This window comes from Mesorhizobium sp. M1066, assembly GCF_040318635.1.
Lineage (GTDB): Bacteria > Pseudomonadota > Alphaproteobacteria > Rhizobiales > Rhizobiaceae > Mesorhizobium.
Genome location: NZ_JAMYMR010000031.1, coordinates 48,698 through 70,085, shown reverse-complemented (window position 1 = coordinate 70,085; position 21,388 = coordinate 48,698). Strand labels below are relative to the sequence as shown.

Genomic DNA, 21,388 nt, shown 5'->3' with positions numbered 1-21,388 from the left:
GAAAGGGCTGAGCCCTGTGCAATACAGAACCCAGCCCTTAAATCTGCCGCCACCTTAAACTGTCCAACTTTAAGGGGTCAGTTCAGGGGAGGAGGTCCGGCGGGTGTCGTTTTTGGGGTCGACCCTCGGGAGGAGGTGAAGGCCGACCATATTCGTCATCGCCGGGGAGGAGGTCGGCTTTGACGAAAACTCTTTCGCTAATTTTGAAAGGGGCGAAACCCTTCTGGGGCCGGGAAACAGCGCCCGCCGCGGGAGGAGGTGCGGCGGGCGCCGTTTTGGTGGCCAACCTTCGGGAGGAGGTGAAGGTCGGACCTATTCGTCATTGCCGGGGAGGAGGTCGGCTTTGACGAAATCTCTTTCGCTAATTTTGAAAGGGGCGAAACCCTTTGGGGCAAATTTGATTTGCCCCGGGGAAACAGCGCCCGCCGCGGGAGGAGGTGCGGCGGGCGCCGTTTTTGTGGTCAACCCTTGGGAGGAGGTAAGGGGTGACCGTATTCGTCAAGGTCGGGGAGGAGGTCGACCCTGCCGAAATTCTGTCTAGATCGCCTGGCGGGCGATGATCTTGATTTCGTCGCGGACGATACCGAGATCATGCAGCTGGCGGTTGGAAAGGCGACCCAGCTCGGTAACCGTCTCGCGATAAACGCGCCAGTTACGATAGTTGCGGATCAGGTTCATTGTCGTTCTCTTTTTCAAAACTGGTTCGGACCATTCGCGGTCCGAAGAATTAGACCGCCTTGCGAGCGACGTAAGGAATGTCGCTGCGGCTGATGCCGAGGTCGGTCAGTTCACGGTTGCTCAGGCGGCTCAGCTCGGACACGGTGTCCCTGTAGCGGCGCCAGTTGCGGTAGTTGCGGATCAGGTTCATGGTAGTTCTCGTTTCGTCTTTCTTGCGGATCATTCCGTTTGTGTACGAACTATAAATAGGCGGACCCATATCGATTTAAAAGCGCTATGGATGCATGGCAGCAATGCAAATTGTGCAATGCAGCATTAACGGGCGTTCACGGACCTGACACAAAGAAACCCGAATCGGAAAATGCCGCCGCGTCAACGATTTGACCGGATCGGCTGAAAAAAGACCAAACGTGGGGGAGACACAGCATGGCGGGGTATTCGTCGCGAGTCAGGGCGGATATCGCGCGTTGGCAGCAGGCCGGGCTGATTGACGCCGCCACAGCCGATTCGCTTTCGCGCAATGTCGAGGCCAACGCGCGCGAGTCGCTCAGCTTCGGCTCTATCCTGGCAATGATGGCCGCTTTGCTTTTCGGCGCCGCCATCCTGATTTTCGTCGCCGCCAACTGGGACGCCATCCCGCGCCTGGCACGCGTGGCGGCACTGTTTGCCGTCATCCTCGGCGGCTATGTCGGCGGCGCGGTGCTGAAGACCCGCGACCATGCGGCGCTCGGCGAAGCGCTGTGGATCGTGGCGGCCGCGGCTTTCGGCGGCTCGATCGCGCTGATCGGCCAGATGTATCATCTCTCGGGCGACGAGGCGTCTGCTCTGGTCACCTGGGGCGCCGGCACGGCGCTGGCGGCGGTTGCGCTGCGTTCGAATCCGCTGACGGTCGCTTCGGTCGGCATCGCCGATGCCTGGCTGTTCCTCAAAGGCTTCGACTACTACAGCCGCAGCGAATTTCCGCATGCCTTCGTGATCATGGCGATCGTGCTGTTTGCCGTATCGTTCTGGACCCGCAGCCAGGCGGCGCGCCACCTGATCATCCTGTCGGTTCTGTTCTATCTTGTGCTGCTCGTCACCAACCACGACACGCTGCAGGTGGCTATCCCGCTGGTCGTCGTCTCGGCGCTGCTGTTCGCGGCCTCGGTCTTCGCGCCGGATCCGGTCGACCGGGTCGTGCAGCTCGGCGGCCGCTTGCCCTTGCACGCACTGCTCGGCTTCCTCACCGGCCTCGCAATGATCCAGTTCGAACTCGCCGACGAGAGCACCTACAACAGCGGTTTTGCCCTCGCTTCGGTGATCGCGCTTGCCGGCATTGTCGCCGCAATCGTGCTGGCAGGACGGGAAAGCCGTGGGCTGCGCTGGTTTGCCTATCTTGGCTTCGCCTTCGAACTCGCCATCATCTATGTGGTGACCTTGCAATCGATGCTCGATACAGCCGGCTTCTTCCTGGCCGCCGCAGTGCTGCTCGGCATCCTTGCGATCGTCATCATCCGCGTGGAAAAGCGTATGAAAGGTCCAGATGCCAAAGGAGCCACGGCATGATCACCGGGAAAAGGCTTGTCATCTCGGCACTGCTGCTGGCGCTCGTCCAGATCGGCTTCCTGAGCTGGATCATCGCCGGCCGCGCGGCGATCCTGCGCAACGGCAAAGAGGTGCTTCTGAAGATCGAGCCCGTCGATCCGCGCGACCTCCTGCGCGGCGATTATATTATCCTGGGCTACGATATTTCGCGCATACCGGTGAAAATGATCGCCAACATTCCGCCCGACAAGTTTTCCAGCGACGACACCTCGATTGTCGTGCGCCTGAAGAAGGGCTCCGACGGCTATTGGCAGCCGACGACAGCCTGGTTCGGCAAGGCGCCGAAGCCGGCCGCTGCGGACGAGGCCGATATTTTAGGCCACATCGCCGAGGGCTGGGATCTTCGCGGCGAAGGGATGACCATCGCGCCGGACTATGGCATCGAACGCTTCTATCTGCCGGAAGGCGAGGGGATGGCGATCCAGAACGACATGCGGGTGCGGCCATTCGGCATCCGTCTTGCGCTCGCCGGCGACGGCACCGCGCAGATCAAGGCGCTGGTGGACGGCGACAAGACGCTGTTCGAGGAACCACTCTACTAAGTCCCTTATTTGCAGTGGTGTGAAACATGCCAGTTAGCCTGTCGACGCGTGAGGACATCAACCTCGACACTGTTTTCCGCGTCGCCTGGAAGAAGGACACGGTGGACATCGACGAGAAGGCCTTGCAGCGCATCGCCGAATGCCGCGCCTCGTTTCTCAGGCTGATTGAATCCGATCCGCCACCGGTCATCTATGGCGTCACCACCGCCATGGGAGAGCTGGCGAGCCGCAAGCTCGAACTCGACGAGCGGGATCGCCATGCGCGCATCAAGGCGTTTGCCGCCGCCACCTCGTTCGGCGATCCCTTGCCGGATCGCGTGGTCAGGGCGATCGTGCTTGCCCGCCTGACGAACTTCATCGAGGGCAACGCCGCCACCTCGCCACGCATCGCGCTTGCCGTGGCCGCAATGCTCAATGGTGGGCCGATGCCAACAGTGCCGGCCTCGGGCCAGGGCGGCGCCGGCGAAATCCTGGCGCTCTATCCGCTGTTTGCCGAGCTTTCGACGCGCTTCGATCTCGAGGTCAAGGAACGCGGCTCGCTGATCAACGGCTCGCACTGCGCTGCAGCCCTCGTAGCGGACGCGGCGCTCGCGGCGCGCCGCCGGATCCGCATGGCGCAAAAAGTGTTCGCGCTGTCGATCGAGGCGTTTCGCGCCCCGCTCGAACACTATGACGCCGCCCTCGATACGCTCTGGGGTGATGAGCATGAGGCCGCGGCCCTGCAGGGTTTGCGGGAATTTCTGGTTGGCGCCGGCGATGGGCGACGCAATTATCAGGCGCCGGTCAGCTACCGCATCGTGCCGCGCGTCCTCGGCCAGGCGCATCGTGCGCTGTCGTCGGCCGAGCGGGCAGCCAATGTGTCGCTGGCCTCTATATCGGACAATCCGGTCTATATCCCGCCCGAAGATGCACATCCGCTCGGCCGCTGCATCTCGACCGGCGGCTATCACAACGCCATGGCGACGCCGGCGCTGGATGATCTGGCGGCGATATGGGCCGACATCTGCCTGCTTTGTGATCGCCACGCCTCCAAGCTGCTCAACGGCAAGGTGTCGCTGCTGCCCGATCTTCTGATGACCGGACGACACTCGGCCGACAGCGATGGCCACGGCAATGTCGGCTACGTGCCGATGGCGATCACCGGCTATCTCGAGCAGGCCAAGCTGGCGGCGCAACGTACCTTCATTCCGGGCACGGAATCGGCCGGTGCGGGGCAGGACGACGTCGCCACGACGGCATTCTTCGCATGGACCAAGGAAGCGACCGCCGGCCGCTGCGTCGATGCCGCCATGGCGATGCTGGCGATGATCGCCTCGCAGGCGCTGCACGTCACCGAACGGACGCCGCCGCCGGCACTGCGCTCCTTCGTCGATCAAATCAGAGCTATCGTGCCGCCTGTCGGTGCCGATCGTGTGCTGGGGCCTGAGCTTGCCAGGCTGGCGGAATGGTTCACACAGAAAGTGTTCGAGGCGTAGAGATGCCAACAAGCCCTGGCTGGTGAAATTGGTGCGCCTGAACGGATGAAATTCGAACCGGTCCTCCTTGGCCAAGGCTTCGGAGGACGCTCCTTTGTCTAAGCGGTGTCGCGCCTTCAGGCGACCCGCTTCAGGTCTTTGTCTTTGTGCATGTCGCTCTCCCAAAACCGAGGTCACTTTGGGCGACATGCACTAACGAGCTTCAGGTGGCCCGCCACCCCAAGCTCGAAGAGCGAAGGCTGGTGCGGACGACGGGAATCGAACCCGTACGATCAGAAATCGAGGGATTTTAAGTCCCTTGCGTCTACCAATTCCGCCACGTCCGCAGGCCAGCCCTTTTCAGACGCCTGACACAGGCCGTCAAGTCGTGTTGTTGAGCGTTCGCCGAACGTGCAAACAGACGGGGCGGCTTGATGATACTGGCGCGATCACGGAATTATCGGCGCGGCGGGTAGTGGTAGGATGCCTGTGTGGTGGATTTGATCTGCCAAGGCCGACGCCTCTCAGGCCCAACCCATTCCCCCCGCCCACTGGGAGCGTCGGCCACCCTTCCATGAAAGAGCCCTTTGAGTGGTTGCCTGGTCCGGCAGCGTCGCGATTGTGGCCCTGCTCAGAACTTGTAGCTCAAATTGATGCCTACCGTGTTGAGCTTCACGTTCTGATCGCGATCGTTGAAGGGTTCCGCCACGTCGTAGTGCTCGGAGCCGAAATCATAGTAGCGATACTGTGCGCCGACGACGAACTTGTCGGTCAACGCGTAGTCGACGCCGGCACCCACGGTCCAGCCGACATTCGTGCGCGTGCTGGCGAACGCCGGACCCGCGACTTGCGATGTTTCGATGCCGGCAAAGGCGACGCCGCCAATGCCGTAGACCAGCAGGCGATCCATGGCGTAGCCGGCCTTGGCGTTGACCGACCCGAACCACTTGATGTCGGTGCCGAATGTGCTTCCCAGCGCCGATACCGTCGTGCCGCCGACCGAGGAATAGTTGAGGTCTGCCTCGGCGCCGAGCACCGCCTGGTTGAACTGCCACAGGCCTGCGACATGGCCGCCGACAAAACCGCCGTCAATGTCGGGCGCGATGGAAAACGGCGCGCCTTCTGTCACCGATATATCGGATTGGCCCCAGCCATAGCCGGCCTGCAGACCAGCGTAGTAGCCCGTCCAGTCGAAGCCGGGCGCGGTCATAGGCACGTCGACCGCTGGGTCGGCTGCAAAAGCCGGCACGGCCAGAACGGCAAGAAAACCGGCAATTGCGACTATCAGTCGACGCATCGAACTCCCCAAATGACGATTCAGAAAGGTCCTCGCCAGAAGGATAACCGCATTCGCCGCAATCGCAATCCCCCTGTCGCCGCACAGAATCCTCTATTTGGCGTCGATGAAGTCCAGCACAGCCTGGTTATATTCGTCCGGCGCTTGCAGCATGGCGAAATGACTGGCGTTGGGCAGGATAATCAGCTTCGCGCCCGGGATGACGGAGGCGATATATTCGGTGTGTTCGCGCTTGATCGCTTCGTCATGGTCGCCGGCAACGATCGCCGTCGGCGTGGTTATCTCAGCGAGCTGCTCCTTGGCCCACGCCGGCTCGGTCTCCCACATATGGCTCATCTGCGCCACGAAGGCGTCATACTGGTCCGGTGTTTTCGACATCTTCTTGTAGTCGCGGCCGGAGCGGTCGATGTAGGCGGCAAAGGTCTTGTTGGTCATCACGCCCGGATCGACGCCGTCGGTGGTTACGTTGGCGGCTTGCGCAAAGAGCCTTGTCAGCCGCTCCGGATGATGCAGTGCGATGTCGATACCGATAATTCCGCCATCGCTCCAGCCGACGAGCGCGGTCTTGTCGATCTTCAGGTAATCGAGCAGCGCCAGATAGTCCGACGCCATCAAGTCATAGCCATAGGGCTGCTCGGTGCGGGTGGAGCGGCCGTGACCACGGCTGTCGGCGACTATCACCTTGTGCGTCTTGGAAAGCGTGGCCACCTGGCTGGCCCAGATGTCGGCGTGGCCGAGGCCGCCATGGATGAGCAGCACCGGGTCGCCCGCGCCGAAAACGGCGTAGTACATCTGGATGCCGTTCAGCGGCGCATATGCGCTCTGATCGGGTTTGGGCATGGCCGCTGGTTCCGGCAAGGTCTGCCAACGTTCCTCGGCGGCGGCAAAAGTGGTCGACGCTGCGAACAAGATGACGATGGCGAACGCTTTCCAAAAACGGGTCATGTTTTTTCCTCATATGGTTCGGTCCGCGGTCAGCATCGCCTTCCAGCCGGATTAGTCAACAAGCCCGGCCTGCGCGGCGTGTCGGACCGACGGCTCTGGCGGTGCCCGCCGACATTTGCGAGACTGGCCGCAACCGAGGAATCGCCAATGACGAAAGCAACGCCCACAAAACCCAGACCGTGGACCGAGATGGCGACACATCTGGTCGATGTCGCCATGGGGCGGAAGCCCGCTGACCTGGTCGTGCGCAACGGCCGCTGGGTGAACGTCCATTCGGGCGAGATCATCGCCGGCACCGACATCGCCATTGCCGGCGGGCGCTTCGCTTATTGCGGGCCCAATGCCAGCCATGCCATCGGCCAGGGCACCAAGGTGGTCGACGCCGGCGGGCGCTATCTGGTGCCCGGCCTCTGCGACGCGCATATGCATGTTGAGAGCGGCATGGTGACGGTGACCGAGTTCTGCCGGGCCGTTATTCCGCACGGCACTACCTCTATGTTCATCGACCCGCACGAGATCGCCAATGTGCTTGGCCTGCCCGGCGTGCGGCTGATGCATGACGAGGCCGTTGCCATGCCCATCAACGTGCATGTGCAGATGCCGTCCTGCGTGCCCTCGGCGCCCGGGCTGGAACATGCAGGCGCCGAGTTGACGGTCGCCGATGTCGCGGAGGCAATGAGCTGGGAAAACATCATCGGTCTTGGCGAAGTGATGAATTTCCCCGGCGTCGCCGCCAACGATCCGGTGATGTCGGGCGAGATCGCGGCGACGGTCAAGGCAGGCAAGACGGTCGGCGGCCACTATGCCTCGCGCGATCTCGGCCTGCCGTTCCATGGCTATGTCGCCGGCGGTCCCGAGGACGATCATGAGGGCACGCGCGCCGAGGACGCCATCGCCCGCGTGCGCCAGGGCATGAAGGCGATGCTGCGGCTGGGCTCGGCCTGGTACGACGTCGCCTCGCAGATCAAGGCGGTGACGGAGAGCGGCATCGACCCGCGCAATTTCATCCTGTGCACCGACGACAGCCATTCCGGCACGCTGGTCCAGGAAGGCCATATGGACCGCGTGGTGCGCCACGCCATCAGCCAAGGCTTGAAGCCGGTGACGGCGATCCAGATGGCGACGCTCAACACCGCCCAGCATTTCAGACTGGAGCGCGAGATCGGTTCGATCGCGCCGGGCCGGCTGGCCGACCTGCTGATCGTCTCGGATCTCGCCGCAATGACCATCGACGAGGTCTATGCACGCGGCGTCAGGCTGGCCAAGGGCGGCAAGCTCGAAATCGATATTCCTGCCTATGATTACCCGAAGACGGCGAAGAACACCGTCAAGCTTGGCAAGAAGCTGAAGGGCGGCGACTTCGATATCGTTGCTCCCAAAGGCGCCAACGAGGTGCGGGTGCGTGTCATCGGCGTCATCGAGAACCAGGCGCCGACGCGGGCACTGGAGGCCGATCTGCCGGTCGAGGACGGGCTGGTCGCCATGGACCGCCGCAACGACATCTGCCAGATCGCGCTGGTCGAGCGCCACCGGGGCACGGGCGGCGTCACCAACGCCTTCGTCTCCGGCTTCGGATACATGGGCGACTGCGCCATGGCGTCCAGCGTGGCGCATGACGCCCACCACATCATCTGCGTCGGCACCAACAAGCAGGACATGGCGCTGGCTGTCAATCGGCTGGGTGCGGTCGGCGGCGGCGTCGTGCTGTTCTCCAAGGGCAAGGAACTGGCGCTGGTCGAAATGCCGATCGCCGGACTGATGTCGGACGAGCGCGCGGAGATCGTCGCGGCCAAGGCCGAGAAGCTCACCGAGGCGATGCGCAAGATGGGCTGTTCGCTGAACAACGCCTACATGCAGCACTCGCTGCTGGCGCTGGTCGTCATTCCCGAACTCAGGATTTCCGATGTCGGCCTGATCGACGTGACGACATTCCAGAAGGTCGATCTGTTCGTCTAGGATTGTTGATATTCAGGCCATGCCGGCCTGCAAGTAGCGATTTTCTGCGCTTCCGGTGCTCACGTACTTAAGTACGCTCCGCTCCGGTTCTCGAAAACCACCACTTTCGGCTCGGCCTGACCCGAATCTCAACAATCCTAGGGCCAATGTCCCCCGCCGGTTCACCCGCCGGTGGCGATGGTCAGCACCTTGAACGGCGTGGTGATGACGATCTCGGCGACCGAGCCGACGGCCTTTCCGAGGCCCTGGCCGAGATTATTGAGCTGAGTCGGGACGGGCTCGTCCGAGGCAAGGCCGGCAGGCGCCCGCAGCCGGTCGCCCAGCAGTTGCACCAGCATCGGGTTGTCGGCGAATTTGGCGTGGTTGAGGCGGTCACCGCCCTTGGCCTGGGAAAGGTCGACCACCGACACGCCATAGCTGGCGAGGTCGGCCGCATCGCCGTAATCGCCGACGCGCGGCTTGTCGCCCGAGATCAGGGAGGACAGCTTGAGAGCCCGGTCATCCGCCGAGAGCAGGATGGCGAATGGCTTGTCGGGTTTGCCGTAGCGGATCATCTGCTTCTTGAAGACGTCGACATCGATGTCGGGCGAGGCCAGGATGACGTAGCCGAGTTTGTCGTCGAGATCGCGATCGCCGGTGATGGCAAGCTGGCGCAGAGCCTCCATGGTCACCCAGGTCCCCATCGAATGGGCGATGATGTCGATGCTCTTGACCTTGGTCTTGGCCAGCATCCTGAGCGTCGCCTCGAGGTCGTCGCGCGCTGCGTTGGCGCTTTCCTTGTCGTAGATGTAACCCGTGGTCTTGCCGCTCGAAGCCCACGAGAACAGCACCGGCGTGCCGGGATATTTCGTGTCGTGGGCGATCTGCGTCAGCCGGTAGATGCCGTCGTCAAAACCGTTGTTGAAGCCGTGCACGAAAACCAGCGCACGGTCGCCGCGCATGGCGATGTCGGCGCCGACCGCCTTGGCGAATTGCGGCGCGCCTTCATAGAAGGTGACGTCCTTGGCGGTGAAATCCTTGGCCGGATTGCTGTTCGCGGATCCCTTGGCCCGCTCGATCGCGCCGACCTGATGGTTTTTCGGGACGGTGACGTCGACACGGGCAAAGCTGGTGGTCAGCGAGCGATCGCCGTCGTACACCTGTCGCGGATCCTTGGTTGCCCTCTGGCGTGTCGTGGCGACGAAGATTTCATGCGTGGCCGCGATGTCGGAAGCGGGCACCGAGACCGTCGTCTTGTTGAGCAGGTCGTGCGTTTTCCCGCCGGCGCAGCCGGTGACAGCGAGCGTCAATGCAACGACGAGATAACTCTTCGAACGCATGGTCATACGCCGGCTCCCGCAAAGGGGGACGTCAAACGCATGACGTCGCTGGCTATTCCGATAAGGCCGGAGACCGGCGCGGTCCAGTTCAAAGTGAATCGATACATCCGCAGTGGTGAACAGGCACGGCGAAAACCGCGGGACCGCATCTATTGTCCAAGCAGGCCGATACGATCGGTCACGTCACGGTCGCTGGCAAAGCCGTCATCCTCGCGCAGCCGCTGGCCGATCATCTTCACCAGCGTCGGATTGTCGGCGAACTTCGTATGGTTGAAGCTGTCCGATCCCTTGACCTTGGACAGGTCGACGACCGTCACGCCATAGGAGGCGAGATCGGCGGCATCCTTGTAGTCGCCGACGCGCGGCCGGGATCCGGCGATCAGGCCGGAGAGCCGCAGCGCGCGGTCGTCGTCCGACAACAGCAGGATGAACGGCTTGTCGGGCTTGCCATAGCGCCGCATCTGGCTCTTGAACACGTCGACATCGATGTCGGGCGAGGCCAGCACCACGTCGCCGAGCTTGCCGCCGAGATCGCGGTCGCCGGTGATGGCCATCTGCCGCAGCGTTTCCATGGTGACCCAGGTTCCGAGCGAATGCGCGACGATGTCGATGCGCCGCGCGCCGGACTGCTCCAGCATCCTGAGCGTCACCTCCAACTGGTCGCGGGCAGCGCTGGCGCTTTCCTTGTCATAGACGTAGTCGGTGGTCCTGGCGCCCGATGCCCAGGAAAACAGCACGGGCGTGCCGGGATAGCCGGAATCATGGACGATCTGGGTCAGGCGATAGACGGCGGCATCGAAGCCGGTGTTGTAGCCATGCACGAAGACCATGACGCGGCCGCCACGCGCCGCGATGTCGGCGTTGAGCGCGCTGGAGAATTTCGGCTGCGTGTCGTAGCCGACGACCTCGGAAGCCATGAAATATTTGGCCGGGTCGTCCGACTTGCCGCGCGAGCGGCGCTCGATCTGGCCGGTCTTGTGAAGCCCCGGAACGGTGACGTTGACGCGGGCATAGTTCAGCGTCGCCGAGCGTTCGCCGTCGAAAACCTTGTTGGGATCGTCGGATTTCTTGCGCGTCGTGGCGATGAAGATCGAGTGGTTGCCGGCAATCTCCGTCACCGGCGCGGACACCATGGCGCTGCCCAGCAATTCCTGTGTTTGCTGGCCGGCGCAGCCGGCGACGAACAAGGCCAGGACAACGGTAAAAATCTTCTTCAAAGGCACGCCTGAATTTCCAACTCCGGCCGAAAGGCCTGTCTATCCTCACGATACCTCCCGGACAGGCAGAGTGCGGCAGAACTAAGTCATGTCCAGTCGAAATGTGATCGGCGCCCCGCTGCGGGCATCGCAGTGTTGCGCGAAAGCCAAAATGGCGGAAAACGCCTGCGTGATCCGCGCAATAAGCGCCGTCGCCGCCGGCCTTCCAATTCCCGCAGAGATAGCGATTTCAAGCCGCCCGGTGCGAGGGGGCATTAGAATGCACCCGCAAGTAGCTGAAAGTATTCCGCAAAATTTCCGCCCGGAAGGACGCACATGATGGACGATGGCGCCGCGTAGCCGGATATGCAATACGCGGGCTCGCGCCGCACCTTGTCCGGGCGCTCAACAACCGACGTGCGCGACCCGATCAATGATAGAGGTCCGCGGACAGCGTGCAACGCAAGGCGGCTTTCCCAAGGGTGGTTTCCGATGAACAGTTTCTCTTCCCGTGTTGCTGCCGCTGCCGCCGCGATCCGCCAGATCTTCCCTGAAACGCCGCTGCAGGAAAACGATTATCTGTCGAAAAAGACCGGTGCGCGGGTGCTGTTGAAGCGCGAGGATCTGTCGCCGGTCCGCTCCTACAAGATCCGCGGCGCCTTCAATTTCTTCCGCAAGACACTGGCGGCCGGCAACGAGGCTGAACTGTTCGTCTGCGCGTCGGCCGGCAACCACGCGCAGGGCTTTGCTTTCGTCTGCCGCCATTTCGGCAGGCGAGGCGTCGTGTTCATGCCGGTGACGACGCCGCAGCAGAAGATCGACAAGACCAAGCTGTTCGGCGGCGATTTCATCGAGATCAGGCTGGTCGGCGATTTCTTCGACGACTGCTATCGCGCGGCCCTGGAATTCACCGACAGTTCCGGCGCCCATATGGTGCCGCCCTTCGATCACAAGGACATTATCGAGGGCCAGGCAACCGTCGCCTACGAGATCGCAAACCAGATGCCGGGCGCCCGCATGCCCGATATCGTCATGCTGCCGGTCGGCGGTGGCGGACTTGCCGCGGGCGTCACCCACTATTTCGCCGATCAGGGCAGGCAAGCACGCTTCGTCTTCTGCGAACCGGCCGGCGCGCCGAGCCTGCGCGAGAGCCTCGCGGCGGGAAAACGGCTCAAACTCGCCAAGGTCGACAATTTCGTCGATGGCGCCGCGGTGGCCGAGATCGGCCGCGAGCCGTTGCGTCATCTCAAGGATTTTCCAGCTGACACGGTGCGACTGATCCCGGAAAACCGGCTCTGCGCCACCATGATCGAGATGCTCAACGTCGAAGGTGTCGTGCTGGAGCCGGCCGGCGCGCTGGCGATCGATGCGCTGAAGGATTTTTCGAGGAAGGAGATCAGGGGCAAGACCATCGTTGCCGTGGTTTCGGGCGGCAATTTCGATTTCGAGCGACTGCCGGACGTCAAGGAACGGGCGCTGCGCTTCGAGGGGCTGAAGAAATACTTCATCATCCGCTTTCCGCAGCGGCCCGGCGCGCTGCGCGACTTCCTCGAACTGCTCGGGCCCGACGACGACATCGCCCGTTTCGAATATCTGAAGAAATCGGCGCGCAATTTCGGTTCGGTGCTGATCGGCATCGAAACCAGGGACCGCCGCAATTTCGACCTGCTCAAGGCGAATTTCGAGGCCGAGGGCGTCCAGTATCAGGACATCACCGACAACGAGACATTGGCGGGGTTCATCATATGAGCGGCAAGGAGGCAGGAAAAATCTTCGTCGCGCTGTTTTCCGGCATCAATGTCGGCGGCAACCGCATCGTCAAGATGGCGGAGCTGCGGTCGTTCTTCGAGGGGCTCGGCTTTTCCGACGTCGCCACCTACGTGCAGAGCGGCAATGCCGTGTTCCGGGCGGAGAAGCGCGACGCGGCGACCCTGACGAAACAACTCGAGGCAGCCTTCGAGAAGAAATGGGGTTTCCATTCGCGCATCATGGTGCGCGATCTCTCCTGGTTCGAGCGGCTGGTGAACGAAAACCCTTACCCGGAAGTTGCCGCGGACCACACGAAGCTGCACGCCTATGTGCTGGAGCGCGAGCCGACAGCGGACGAGGTTGCGCGGCTGACCGAAAAGTGTACCGGCCCCGAACGCTTCGAGATCAAGGGCGATGTGCTCTACCTCAGCGCACCGGACGGGCTGGGCAAATCGGTGTTTGCCGGGCTGATCCCGCGCACGTTGAAAGTGCCGGGAACCGCGCGCAATTGGCGCTCCGTGCAGGCGCTGCTGGAGATGGCCGCACACGCCGGTGAGAAGTAGGTCACTGCCTAGGCGGAGGTGGGTTTCCAGTCGAAGGTCAGCTCTTCGCGGAAAGCAAAGCGCTTGATGTGATCGGCGACAACGCCTTCCAGGCGCTCGATCGATCCTGCTTCGTCAGTCGACACCGTGATATGCAGCGTTGCCGCATCGGCATCCATGACGGTACGGCCCATTGAGAGATCGATGGTGCCGTGGGTGGGATCGAACTCGACCGGAAATTTGTGCGCCCAGTGCTTGCACAGCTGCTGCAGGTAGCGGCTGGCATGTTCGGTGGCGACGTCGGCATGGCTGGTCGGCATGAATTCTCCTGGGCAAGCGCCTGTTGCGTGGCCGGGGCACCGGCCCAAGCCTGGCGCCTCAGCCAGACAGATAGGCGCCGTCCCTGAAAAACCAAACGGTACCGGGCCGTCAGCCTGGCATTGTCCGCTCAAGGCAGCGTGATCGGCTACCAGCTTCCGGTGTTCGCCATCGAAGCCCATGGTTCGGCCTTGGCCTTGGCCGGGCCTTTCTGCAGAAGCTCGATCGAGATGCCGTCCGGCGATCTGACGAAGGCCATGTTGCCGTCGCGCGGCGGCCGGTTGATGATAACGCCATTGTCCATCAGATGCTGGCAGGTGGCGTAGATGTCGTCGACCTCATAGGCGAGATGACCGAAATTGCGCCCGCCCTTGTAGTCTTCCGGGTCCCAATTGTAGGTCAGTTCGACCAGCGGTGCCTTGTCGGCGATGGCGCTTTGTTCGTCTTCGGAGGCCGCGAGGAAGATCAGCGTGAAGCGGCCTTGCTCGTTTTCGTAGCGGCGCACTTCGTTGAGGCCGAGCTTGTTGCAGTAGAAGTCGAGCGAGGCATCGACGTCGGTGACACGGATCATGGTGTGCAGATAGCGCATGTGATTTCCTTGATAAATTGCGTTGCGGCGCAACATAGGGTCGGCCCTGTCAAAGGGCAAATCGTGCGGCGGTGCGCAATGCCGGCAAAGAACAAATCCGGTATTGCCCGAATGAACCGTGAAAAAAGGCACGGCAGGTCTTGCACAGACCGGAAGCCGCAGTGTTAATCTGTTGGCAAGAATCAGTTGCGGTGTTCTTGAAAAGAGGGGGCATTCTTATGGGGGAAAAGGCCTCTTTCATGGGGCGGGACGGACCCCTTGGCGACGCCCCGCAGCGTGACGAAGGCGGCGACGCCGCCGACCTGCTCGAAATTGCCGGCGCCATCAAGTGGTTCGATGTGGCCAAGGGCTATGGTTTCATCCTCCCGGATGACGGCATTTCGGGCGACATCCTCCTCCATGTGACATGTCTTCGAAAGGACGGCTTTCAGACGGCCTTGGAGGGCGCGCGCGTGGTCTGCCTTGTCAAACATGGCGACCGCGGATTGCAGGCCTTCCGGGTGCTCTCCATGGACGTCACCACCGCGGTCCACCCGGCCGAGATGCAGGAGCAGCGCACCCATGTCGCGGTGACGCCGGAGAGCGGTCTCGAACGCGCCTTGGTGAAATGGTTCAACCGCACCAAGGGGTTTGGTTTTCTCACCCGCGGCGAGGGCACCGAGGACATCTTCGTCCATATGGAGACCTTGCGCCGTTACGGTATCACCGAGCTTCGGCCTGGGCAGGTCGTGCTGGTTCGTTTCGGGCGCGGCGACAAAGGCCTTATGGCCGCCGAAATTCACCCCGATATGGGGACCTTGCCGGTCTCGCACTAGGGCGTTTCCGGCCGAGGATCTCGAATGGCTTACAGGAACTGGCTGACCGCGGGCGCGATGTGCGCGATTGCCTTCATCGCCGCCGCCGGTGGTTACTTCTATTCCGAAAAGCCGACCTCGGCGGACAGCCGGGCGATGATCCTTCCAGCCGATCCGGCGCCACTGGTCGTGGTGACGAAAGGCGGTGATCGCTCTTTTTCCATCGAAGTCGCCGACACCGCTGCGGAGCGCGAGGCCGGCTTGATGTACCGCCAGGACATGGCGGACAACCACGGCATGCTGTTCGTCTTCGAGGTCCAGCAGCAGGTTGGCTTCTGGATGCACAACACGCCAATGCCGCTTGATCTGATTTTCGTCGGCCAGGATGGCAAGATCCGGGCGGTCAAGCACGGCGAGCCGCAATCGGACGCCGTCATCTCGCCCGGCGTGCCGGTGCGCTTCGTGCTCGAGCTCAAGGCCGGCACTGCCGCCAGGAACGGCATCGAGTATGGCGACCTTTTGCGTCATCCGGCCGTGGGCACGGTATCCGGCCCCGGCATGCCACCAGCCGACAATGGCGATGCGCCAAATGGCGGTGGCGGTTGAGCACACAGGCGGGATCGCAGATGCAGTCTTTCACCCATGACGGCTTCGAGCTTGCCTTCCTCGACCGCCAGCCGGCATCGGGCGAGGGCGATCCGGTGCTGATGATCCATGGCTTCGCCTCGAGCCATTATGTCAACTGGGTATCGCCCGGCTGGTTCAAGACGCTGAACGATGCCGGTTACCGCGCCATCGCCTTCGACAATCGCGGCCACGGCTCGTCGTCGAAGAGCTATGAGGAGGCCGACTACACGCCGGTCAAGATGGCTTCCGATGCCGCTGCCTTGCTCGGCCATCTCGGCATCGAGCGCGCCCATGTCATGGGTTATTCGATGGGCGCCCGCATCGCGGCGTTCATGGCGCTGTCCGATCCGGACAAGGTGGCGACGCTGGTCTTCGGCGGTCTCGGCATCGGCATGGTCGACGGTGTCGGCGATTGGGATCCGATCGCCGCCGCCCTGCTTGCCGAAGATCCAGCCGCGACTACCCATCCGCGCGGCCGGTCGTTTCGCGCCTTCGCCGACCAGACCCGCAGCGATCGTCGTGCCTTGGCCGCTTGCATCGCCAAATCGCGGGAATTGCTGAGCGAGCAGGATATCGCGCGCATCGCCCAGCCGACGCTTGTCGCCGTCGGAACCACCGACGACATTGGCGGCTCGCCCGATGAGCTTGCAGCGTTGATGCCGAACGCCAGCGCCTTTCACATCGAGGGCCGGGATCATATGCTGGCCGTCGGGGACAAGACCTTCAAGCAGCGCGTGCTGGAGTTCTATGCCGAGAATCCGCTCTGAGCGGACGGCGAGGGACGCGGGACGTGACTGCCCTCAGCCTGTGGTGAGAGCCGCCAGCGACCGCGCCATGTTTTCCCGGGCCTGCCGTTCAAAGCGTTGCCGGAATTCCTCGGTATGGAAGATGTGCGGGCGGGCGAGGAAATTCTTCAGCACCGCATTGCGTCCAGCCCGCCACATCGGCTCCTCCACCCAGTGATACTCGCGTCGCACGGCGCGCTCATAGGCGTCGAAGGCGTCCGGCGCGGCTCCCAGGATCGACAGGTCCATATCCAGAAACAGACTCGCATCCCGTGTGGCCGTCGCGTCATCAAACGGCGGCAGTTGGTGCGTGGCGGTGGCGACGATCATTGCCGAGATGCGGTCGAGACGTGAAGGATCCGCTCGGCCCGCCAGCTCTTTCTCGGCAAGGGCCGCACTTTGCGCCTCATTGTCCTTGGCCTTGCTGTCGTAGATGGCATCGTGGAACCAGATCGCCGCTTCGATCGCCTCGGGGTCGCCGAGCAACCTTCGATAGTCGCCAGCGAGCGCCAGCATTGCCTCGATATGGGAAAGGTTGTGATAGTGGCGGCCTGGCGCCCGGTAGAGAGCCGAAAGCTCGCTTTTCAGCGCGTCGTCGATCAAGGGTTCGTTTTCCATGGCTGCTTGAATTCCCGCGAACCAAATCCATTTGACAAAGCACTAAGGAAAATTGAGTTCAATCGTGCTATCATCTGGCTTATATGTGCGGCCAGGCAACAGGCAAGCACAACAGGCAAGCCAGGCAGGACGCAGGACGAGACGGCGATGAACAGCATCAGCATTTCCCGACACAGCGCATTGAAGCCGGTCGATCCGATCTGGCGTTCGATCCGCGACGAGGCCATGGAGGCTGTCAACCGCGACCCGCTGCTCGCTGCATTCCTTTATTCGACCATCCTCAACCAGGACAGCCTGGAGGAGGCGGTCATTCATCGGCTGGCCGAGCGGCTGGCGCACCAGGACATCGGCTCCGATCTCATCCGCCAGACCTTCAAGTCCATGCTGGCCGACGACAAGGAGTGGCCGACGACGGTGCGTGTCGACATCCAGGCCTATTACGATCGCGATCCGGCTTGCGATCGCTTCATCATGCCGGTGCTCTATTTCAAGGGTTTCCACGCCATCCAGACGCATCGGCTGGCGCATTGGCTGTGGGACCAGGGGCGCAAGGATTTCGCGCTCTACCTGCAGAGCCGCTCGTCCTCGGTCTTCCAGACCGACATCAACCCGGCCGCCCGCATCGGCAAGGGCATCTTCATCGACCACGCCACCGGCCTTGTGGTCGGTGAGACGGCGGTCATCGAGGACGACGTGTCGATCCTGCATGGCGTGACGCTGGGCGGCACCGGCAAGGCCGGCGGCGACCGCCACCCCAAGATCCGCTATGGCGTGCTGATCGGCGCCGGCGCCAAGATCCTCGGCAACATCGAAATCGGCCATTGCTCGAAGATCGCGGCCGGCTCGGTGGTGCTGTCGCCAGTGCCGCACAACAAGACAGTTGCCGGCGTGCCGGCCCGCGTCGTCGGCGAGACCGGCTGCGATCAGCCGTCGCGCCAGATGGACCAGCTTCTGCCGTCGCAGACGATGGATCAGGTCGTCAGTTTCGACATCTGATTGTCATATGTCCGTTGCCTGCGGCCGTGGGCAGACATGGGCGATTGTTTCTCGCCCAAGGTCTGTTGAGATTCAGGTCAGGCCGAGCCGAAAATGGTGGGTTCCGAGAACCGGAGCGGAGCGTACGTTTGGGTACGTGAGCACCGGAAGCGCAGGAAACCGCCATTTGCAGGCCGGCCTCACGTGAATATCAACAGACCTTAATCAGGCCGCTTGCCTTTACATGGCCATTGTCGACGTGCCAGAAGCGCGTTCGAACGAGCAAGCCCGATGATCGGAGAAGACTGTTGAAGCCGGACGAAATCAGAAAGCTGGACGCCTATTTCAAGCGCGTCTTCCAGAACCCCAAGCTCGAGGTCAAGGCACGGCCGCGCAAGGACGATTCGGCCGAGGTCTATGTCGGCGACGAATTCCTCGGCATCGTCTTCAAGGACGAGGACGACGGCGATTACAATTTCTCGATGGCGATCCTCGACATCGATCTGGCCTGAGCCAGCGATTTTGCGCTCGGCCGGCTCCGCCTCGAATGCGGCCGGCCGGACCTTCCGAGGCTTTCTTAATGTCCTGTTTTCAGGACGCGCGTGGCTTCAGTGGCGATTGCCGCGTCGAGCGCCTGCCAATCGCCCAGAAACTCCCTTGGGAAGCGATAGGTGAGGCTGAGCTCGTCGCCGACCTGAATGTCGCGCTCGCAAGGCGCCAGCGATTGGTCGGCACTCGGTCCGCTCAGGCAGCGGGCCACGAACGGCTCCTTGCCGGGGCGATTGCCGACAACCAGCACCTCGTTCAAGTAGCCTGATTTCTCGTTGAAACCATAAATCATCGTGCCGCCAGGCCCGGCAATACCGGGTCGGGTGATCAACGCGCTGTAGATCGGCGCGAAGCGTCCACTCATGTCACGCGACATCATCTGCTGCTCGAAGGACAGGAAGATGATGTTCTTGGTTGTGCCCGTATGGTTGAAATCGTTGCGCGCCGGCTCGCTGTAGCCGTCCATCTGGGGATAGCGCAGATAGAGGTCGAGCCGCGAGGCGATGCCGTCGCGCCGGGCCTGGGCGAAACGGATGGCGTTGGCCGGGACCGTGATGACATTGTTGCCGATCACCACCTGGTGCACCGTTGCGTCGTCAGTGTATCCGGCCATGGCGATCGAATGGCCAAACCATTTGCCGGCAAGGCTGATCGCTGCCGAAAGCAGGGCCAGCGCCGCGAATCCGTAGAGCACCCGCTTCATCAGCCTGGAATCGACCACGGTGAGTTCGTTGGCGAGCGCTGCCTGCTTCATCTCAGTCCTCGAATCTCGGGCCGCCCGTCCGCCTCCAGTGTCCCTGGGCGGCACACATCGCACGGCACGGCTCTTGCAGCCTGCATGGAACGACTGTGCAATTTCATGGTAAATGGAAAGTTAAGATGGGACCGCTGGAACTTACACTCTTTGCTTTTGCCGTCGGGTTGACGGCCTGTGGGCTGGCCGGATCGGCTATGGAATTGGCGTCGGGCCGCAAGGTCGCCTTCACCGAACCCTATGTGTCGCCGTCACATGTCTTGCGCTCGCTGCTCGCCACGGCCTGTGCCGGACCCTTCATGCTGGTCAACGATGCCATCGATGCCCGGCGTCAGCGCCGCATTTCAACGTTGGCGCTGATGTCCTGCGGCTGCACGGCAATTGCGTGGACCTTGGCGCTGGGCGTCGTCGTGCTTGCCATTGCCTCATGGACGGTCCGTCTCCTAGGGTCCGATTTGCCAGGCTGAGACGATTCGGAGACCAGAAATGCCGCTTTATGCGATCGATGGAACAGAGCCCAGCTTCGCCGATGCGGATTCGAACTGGATCGCGCCCGATGCGACGCTGATCGGCGACGTCAGGGTCGGACGCAATGCCGGCTTCTGGTTCGGCGCCGTCATCCGCGGCGACAATGAGCCCATCGTCATCGGCGCCGACACCAATGTGCAGGAACATACCGTCATGCACACCGATCCCGGCTTCCCGCTGACGATCGGGGAAGGCTGCACGATCGGCCACCGCGCCTTGCTGCATGGCTGCACAATCGGCGACAACAGCCTGATCGGCATGGGCGCCATCGTGTTGAACGGCGCGAAAATCGGCAGAAATTCTCTGGTCGGTGCCGGCGCGCTGGTCACCGAAGGCAAGGAATTCCCGGACAATTCGCTGATCGTCGGTTCACCTGCCAAGGCGATCAGGGTGCTGGACGACGCGGCCGTGGCAAGGTTGCGCGGCTCGGCGGCGCACTATGTCGGCAACGGCAAGCGCTTCAAGGCGGGGTTGAAGAAGGTCTGAGGCCGGTTTGGCCACCTGTCGGCGAGGGTTCGTCGCGCCCCAACTCACTGTTCGTTGGAGCTGCGCCCGGCTATCGCATCGCGCAGCAATGAAGCACCGGCTTCAAAGCCGGCAATCTCGGCCTCTTCCACGGCCGTCCTGTAGTCATCGATGCGGGTTTCGAGTGCCGGGTCGGCGCCCGCCGCCAAAAGCAGGCGGATCGCATCGGCACTGCGGATTGCCACCGAATAGTGAAGCGGCGTCCAATCGTTCACGCCCCGCATGTTGGGATCGGCACCGCCGTCGATCAATATCCGCACAATGTCCAGTCGGTCGGCCCGATCAGTGGACAGCGCCGCAATGATCGACGGAAACCCGCCGTGATCCCTGTAATTCGGATCCGAGCCGGCATCCAGCAAGGTCGAGATGAAACCGACGGGGCTCCAATAGATCGCATATTCCAGCGGATGCCCGAGGCCGAGCTCAAACGGCATGCGCTCGTCGAACCAGCGGGGCGAGCCACCCAGGGCTACGCCGAGGCCTTCGAAATCGCCGGCCTTGAAGGCATCGTCGATCGCCTTGAACAGACGATGACGCTCGCACCGATCTTCCGGGATTTCCAACATCGCGGTGATCCAGAGGGTGGCTTTTGATCGCTCATACTGCAGCGATCAAAAGCCATTTGAAATATCATTTTAACAAGGGATGACACTCAAGCGGATGCCATTTCCTGGCCGCTACCCGCCTTCGGACCGTGCAACGGAGACGGTTTAACAGTCCGGCAGGGAGATGGTGGCGCTCCGCCATCAGCCTCGGGTCTCTATCCCACATCGGAAAATCGCAGTAGAAGCATCGCCAATTCTGCTTCTCTGCCTGCGCTGTTCTAAGTTTTGCCAGTCTGTTTGATTTGCACATTTCACACATCCTTTTGCTTCATCAACATGAAGCGGATGTGCAGCAACCGGTAAGCGATTGCCCCTTATTCGGAAGGGATATCCCTCGCACGAGACGACACCCTGTAGAGCGCCACTCCGCAGTATTTAGTGGTAGATGCCCAACGTAAGAACAGCACCCATCGGGCCACCCACAACGGCTACCAGACGAACTTTAGAACGTCTCCACAT

General features: G+C 62.2%; 24 protein-coding genes and 1 tRNA gene. 13 read left to right on the top strand and 12 right to left on the bottom strand.

The window, feature by feature from the left end; all coding sequences use genetic code 11:
• Positions 1 to 537: 537 nt before the first annotated feature.
• Together NKH52_RS27565 and NKH52_RS27560 are read right to left on the bottom strand one after the other, a co-directional pair.
• Entirely contained in the window at positions 538 to 678 is a 141-nt protein-coding gene (locus tag NKH52_RS27565) for a DUF1127 domain-containing protein (RefSeq protein ID WP_013531314.1), read from the bottom strand.
• Between the two features lie 49 nt (positions 679 to 727).
• Positions 728 to 868, bottom strand: coding sequence for a DUF1127 domain-containing protein (locus tag NKH52_RS27560; protein WP_013531315.1), 141 nt, complete (start codon positions 866 to 868; stop codon positions 728 to 730).
• A 236-nt stretch (positions 869 to 1,104) separates the two neighbouring features.
• Here NKH52_RS27560 and NKH52_RS27555 point away from each other — a divergent pair, with 236 nt between their 5' ends.
• The 3 genes from NKH52_RS27555 to NKH52_RS27545 are packed head-to-tail and all read left to right on the top strand — an operon-like array spanning position 1,105 to position 4,279.
• Positions 1,105 to 2,223, top strand: coding sequence for a DUF2157 domain-containing protein (locus NKH52_RS27555; protein ID WP_352735499.1), 1,119 nt, complete (start codon positions 1,105 to 1,107; stop codon positions 2,221 to 2,223).
• Positions 2,220 to 2,804, top strand: coding sequence for a GDYXXLXY domain-containing protein (locus NKH52_RS27550; protein ID WP_352439912.1), 585 nt, complete (start codon positions 2,220 to 2,222; stop codon positions 2,802 to 2,804). The genes NKH52_RS27555 and NKH52_RS27550 overlap by 4 nt, the downstream gene beginning before the upstream one ends.
• 26 nt (positions 2,805 to 2,830) lie before the next feature.
• Positions 2,831 to 4,279, top strand: coding sequence for an aromatic amino acid lyase (locus tag NKH52_RS27545; RefSeq protein ID WP_352735498.1), 1,449 nt, complete (start codon positions 2,831 to 2,833; stop codon positions 4,277 to 4,279).
• 240 nt (positions 4,280 to 4,519) lie between these two features.
• Here the strand turns inward: NKH52_RS27545 and NKH52_RS27540 are convergent.
• The 3 genes from NKH52_RS27540 to NKH52_RS27530 form a co-directional block, all read right to left on the bottom strand.
• A tRNA-Leu gene (locus NKH52_RS27540) sits at positions 4,520 to 4,605 on the bottom strand.
• A 284-nt stretch (positions 4,606 to 4,889) separates the two neighbouring features.
• Complete coding sequence (locus tag NKH52_RS27535) at positions 4,890 to 5,555, bottom strand: outer membrane protein (RefSeq protein ID WP_352735497.1); 666 nt, start codon at positions 5,553 to 5,555, stop codon at positions 4,890 to 4,892.
• A gap of 93 nt (positions 5,556 to 5,648) precedes the next feature.
• Positions 5,649 to 6,500, bottom strand: coding sequence for an alpha/beta fold hydrolase (locus NKH52_RS27530; RefSeq protein WP_352735496.1), 852 nt, complete (start codon positions 6,498 to 6,500; stop codon positions 5,649 to 5,651).
• A gap of 147 nt (positions 6,501 to 6,647) precedes the next feature.
• Here NKH52_RS27530 and ade point away from each other — a divergent pair, with 147 nt between their 5' ends.
• Positions 6,648 to 8,456 carry an adenine deaminase gene (gene ade / locus NKH52_RS27525; protein WP_352735495.1) on the top strand — a complete coding sequence of 603 codons (1,809 nt, stop codon included), beginning with the start codon at positions 6,648 to 6,650 and terminating at the stop codon, positions 8,454 to 8,456.
• A gap of 161 nt (positions 8,457 to 8,617) precedes the next feature.
• On the opposite strand, the gene NKH52_RS27520 is transcribed toward ade, so the two are convergent.
• Both NKH52_RS27520 and NKH52_RS27515 read right to left on the bottom strand, forming a co-directional pair.
• The gene (locus tag NKH52_RS27520) at positions 8,618 to 9,781 is read right to left on the bottom strand and encodes an alpha/beta hydrolase (RefSeq protein WP_352735494.1); all 1,164 of its coding nucleotides are present in this window, start codon (positions 9,779 to 9,781) and stop codon (positions 8,618 to 8,620) included.
• Positions 9,782 to 9,924: 143 nt separating this feature from the next.
• Positions 9,925 to 10,998, bottom strand: coding sequence for an alpha/beta hydrolase (locus tag NKH52_RS27515; RefSeq protein ID WP_023812164.1), 1,074 nt, complete (start codon positions 10,996 to 10,998; stop codon positions 9,925 to 9,927).
• A 465-nt stretch (positions 10,999 to 11,463) separates the two neighbouring features.
• Between NKH52_RS27515 and ilvA the strand changes: the two genes are divergently transcribed.
• Positions 11,464 to 12,720: a threonine ammonia-lyase IlvA gene (gene ilvA / locus NKH52_RS27510; protein WP_352735493.1), complete on the top strand. Its 1,257-nt coding sequence runs from the start codon at positions 11,464 to 11,466 to the stop codon at positions 12,718 to 12,720.
• Positions 12,717 to 13,283, top strand: coding sequence for a DUF1697 domain-containing protein (locus tag NKH52_RS27505; RefSeq protein ID WP_352735492.1), 567 nt, complete (start codon positions 12,717 to 12,719; stop codon positions 13,281 to 13,283). The genes ilvA and NKH52_RS27505 overlap by 4 nt, the downstream gene beginning before the upstream one ends.
• Positions 13,284 to 13,291: 8 nt before the next feature.
• Here NKH52_RS27505 and NKH52_RS27500 read toward each other — a convergent pair whose 3' ends face one another.
• Positions 13,292 to 13,582 carry a DUF2218 domain-containing protein gene (locus NKH52_RS27500; protein WP_352735491.1) on the bottom strand — a complete coding sequence of 97 codons (291 nt, stop codon included), beginning with the start codon at positions 13,580 to 13,582 and terminating at the stop codon, positions 13,292 to 13,294.
• 146 nt (positions 13,583 to 13,728) lie between these two features.
• On the bottom strand, positions 13,729 to 14,169 hold the full coding sequence (locus NKH52_RS27495) for a VOC family protein (RefSeq protein ID WP_352735490.1): 441 nt from the start codon (positions 14,167 to 14,169) through the stop codon (positions 13,729 to 13,731).
• A gap of 218 nt (positions 14,170 to 14,387) precedes the next feature.
• Between NKH52_RS27495 and NKH52_RS27490 the strand changes: the two genes are divergently transcribed.
• Genes NKH52_RS27490 through NKH52_RS27480 form a run of 3 tightly spaced genes read left to right on the top strand, consistent with a single transcriptional unit; the run spans position 14,388 to position 16,357 of the window.
• Entirely contained in the window at positions 14,388 to 14,984 is a 597-nt protein-coding gene (locus NKH52_RS27490) for a cold-shock protein (RefSeq protein ID WP_502908129.1), read from the top strand.
• A gap of 24 nt (positions 14,985 to 15,008) precedes the next feature.
• Positions 15,009 to 15,569, top strand: a complete 561-nt coding sequence (locus NKH52_RS27485; protein ID WP_027160409.1) for a DUF192 domain-containing protein — start codon at positions 15,009 to 15,011, stop codon at positions 15,567 to 15,569.
• 20 nt (positions 15,570 to 15,589) lie between these two features.
• Positions 15,590 to 16,357 (top strand): alpha/beta fold hydrolase, encoded by a 768-nt coding sequence (locus NKH52_RS27480; RefSeq protein ID WP_164780029.1) that lies wholly within the window; start codon positions 15,590 to 15,592, stop codon positions 16,355 to 16,357.
• 33 nt (positions 16,358 to 16,390) lie between these two features.
• On the opposite strand, the gene NKH52_RS27475 is transcribed toward NKH52_RS27480, so the two are convergent.
• Positions 16,391 to 16,993 carry an HD domain-containing protein gene (locus tag NKH52_RS27475; protein WP_352735489.1) on the bottom strand — a complete coding sequence of 201 codons (603 nt, stop codon included), beginning with the start codon at positions 16,991 to 16,993 and terminating at the stop codon, positions 16,391 to 16,393.
• Positions 16,994 to 17,140: 147 nt separating this feature from the next.
• Between NKH52_RS27475 and cysE the strand changes: the two genes are divergently transcribed.
• Both cysE and NKH52_RS27465 read left to right on the top strand, forming a co-directional pair.
• Complete coding sequence (cysE, locus tag NKH52_RS27470) at positions 17,141 to 17,989, top strand: serine O-acetyltransferase (RefSeq protein ID WP_352735488.1); 849 nt, start codon at positions 17,141 to 17,143, stop codon at positions 17,987 to 17,989.
• Between the two features lie 287 nt (positions 17,990 to 18,276).
• The gene (locus NKH52_RS27465; RefSeq protein WP_013531334.1) at positions 18,277 to 18,480 is read left to right on the top strand and encodes a DUF3126 family protein; all 204 of its coding nucleotides are present in this window, start codon (positions 18,277 to 18,279) and stop codon (positions 18,478 to 18,480) included.
• Between the two features lie 65 nt (positions 18,481 to 18,545).
• Here the strand turns inward: NKH52_RS27465 and NKH52_RS27460 are convergent, their stop codons facing one another.
• Positions 18,546 to 19,271 (bottom strand): hypothetical protein, encoded by a 726-nt coding sequence (locus NKH52_RS27460; protein ID WP_352735487.1) that lies wholly within the window; start codon positions 19,269 to 19,271, stop codon positions 18,546 to 18,548.
• Between the two features lie 125 nt (positions 19,272 to 19,396).
• Between NKH52_RS27460 and NKH52_RS27455 the strand changes: the two genes are divergently transcribed.
• Together NKH52_RS27455 and NKH52_RS27450 are read left to right on the top strand one after the other, a co-directional pair.
• On the top strand, positions 19,397 to 19,738 hold the full coding sequence (locus NKH52_RS27455) for a DUF6949 family protein (protein ID WP_352735486.1): 342 nt from the start codon (positions 19,397 to 19,399) through the stop codon (positions 19,736 to 19,738).
• Between the two features lie 19 nt (positions 19,739 to 19,757).
• On the top strand, positions 19,758 to 20,285 hold the full coding sequence (locus NKH52_RS27450; RefSeq protein WP_352735485.1) for a gamma carbonic anhydrase family protein: 528 nt from the start codon (positions 19,758 to 19,760) through the stop codon (positions 20,283 to 20,285).
• 44 nt (positions 20,286 to 20,329) lie between these two features.
• Here the strand turns inward: NKH52_RS27450 and NKH52_RS27445 are convergent, their stop codons facing one another.
• Complete coding sequence (locus NKH52_RS27445; RefSeq protein ID WP_352735484.1) at positions 20,330 to 20,890, bottom strand: ankyrin repeat domain-containing protein; 561 nt, start codon at positions 20,888 to 20,890, stop codon at positions 20,330 to 20,332.
• Positions 20,891 to 21,388 lie beyond the last annotated feature (498 nt).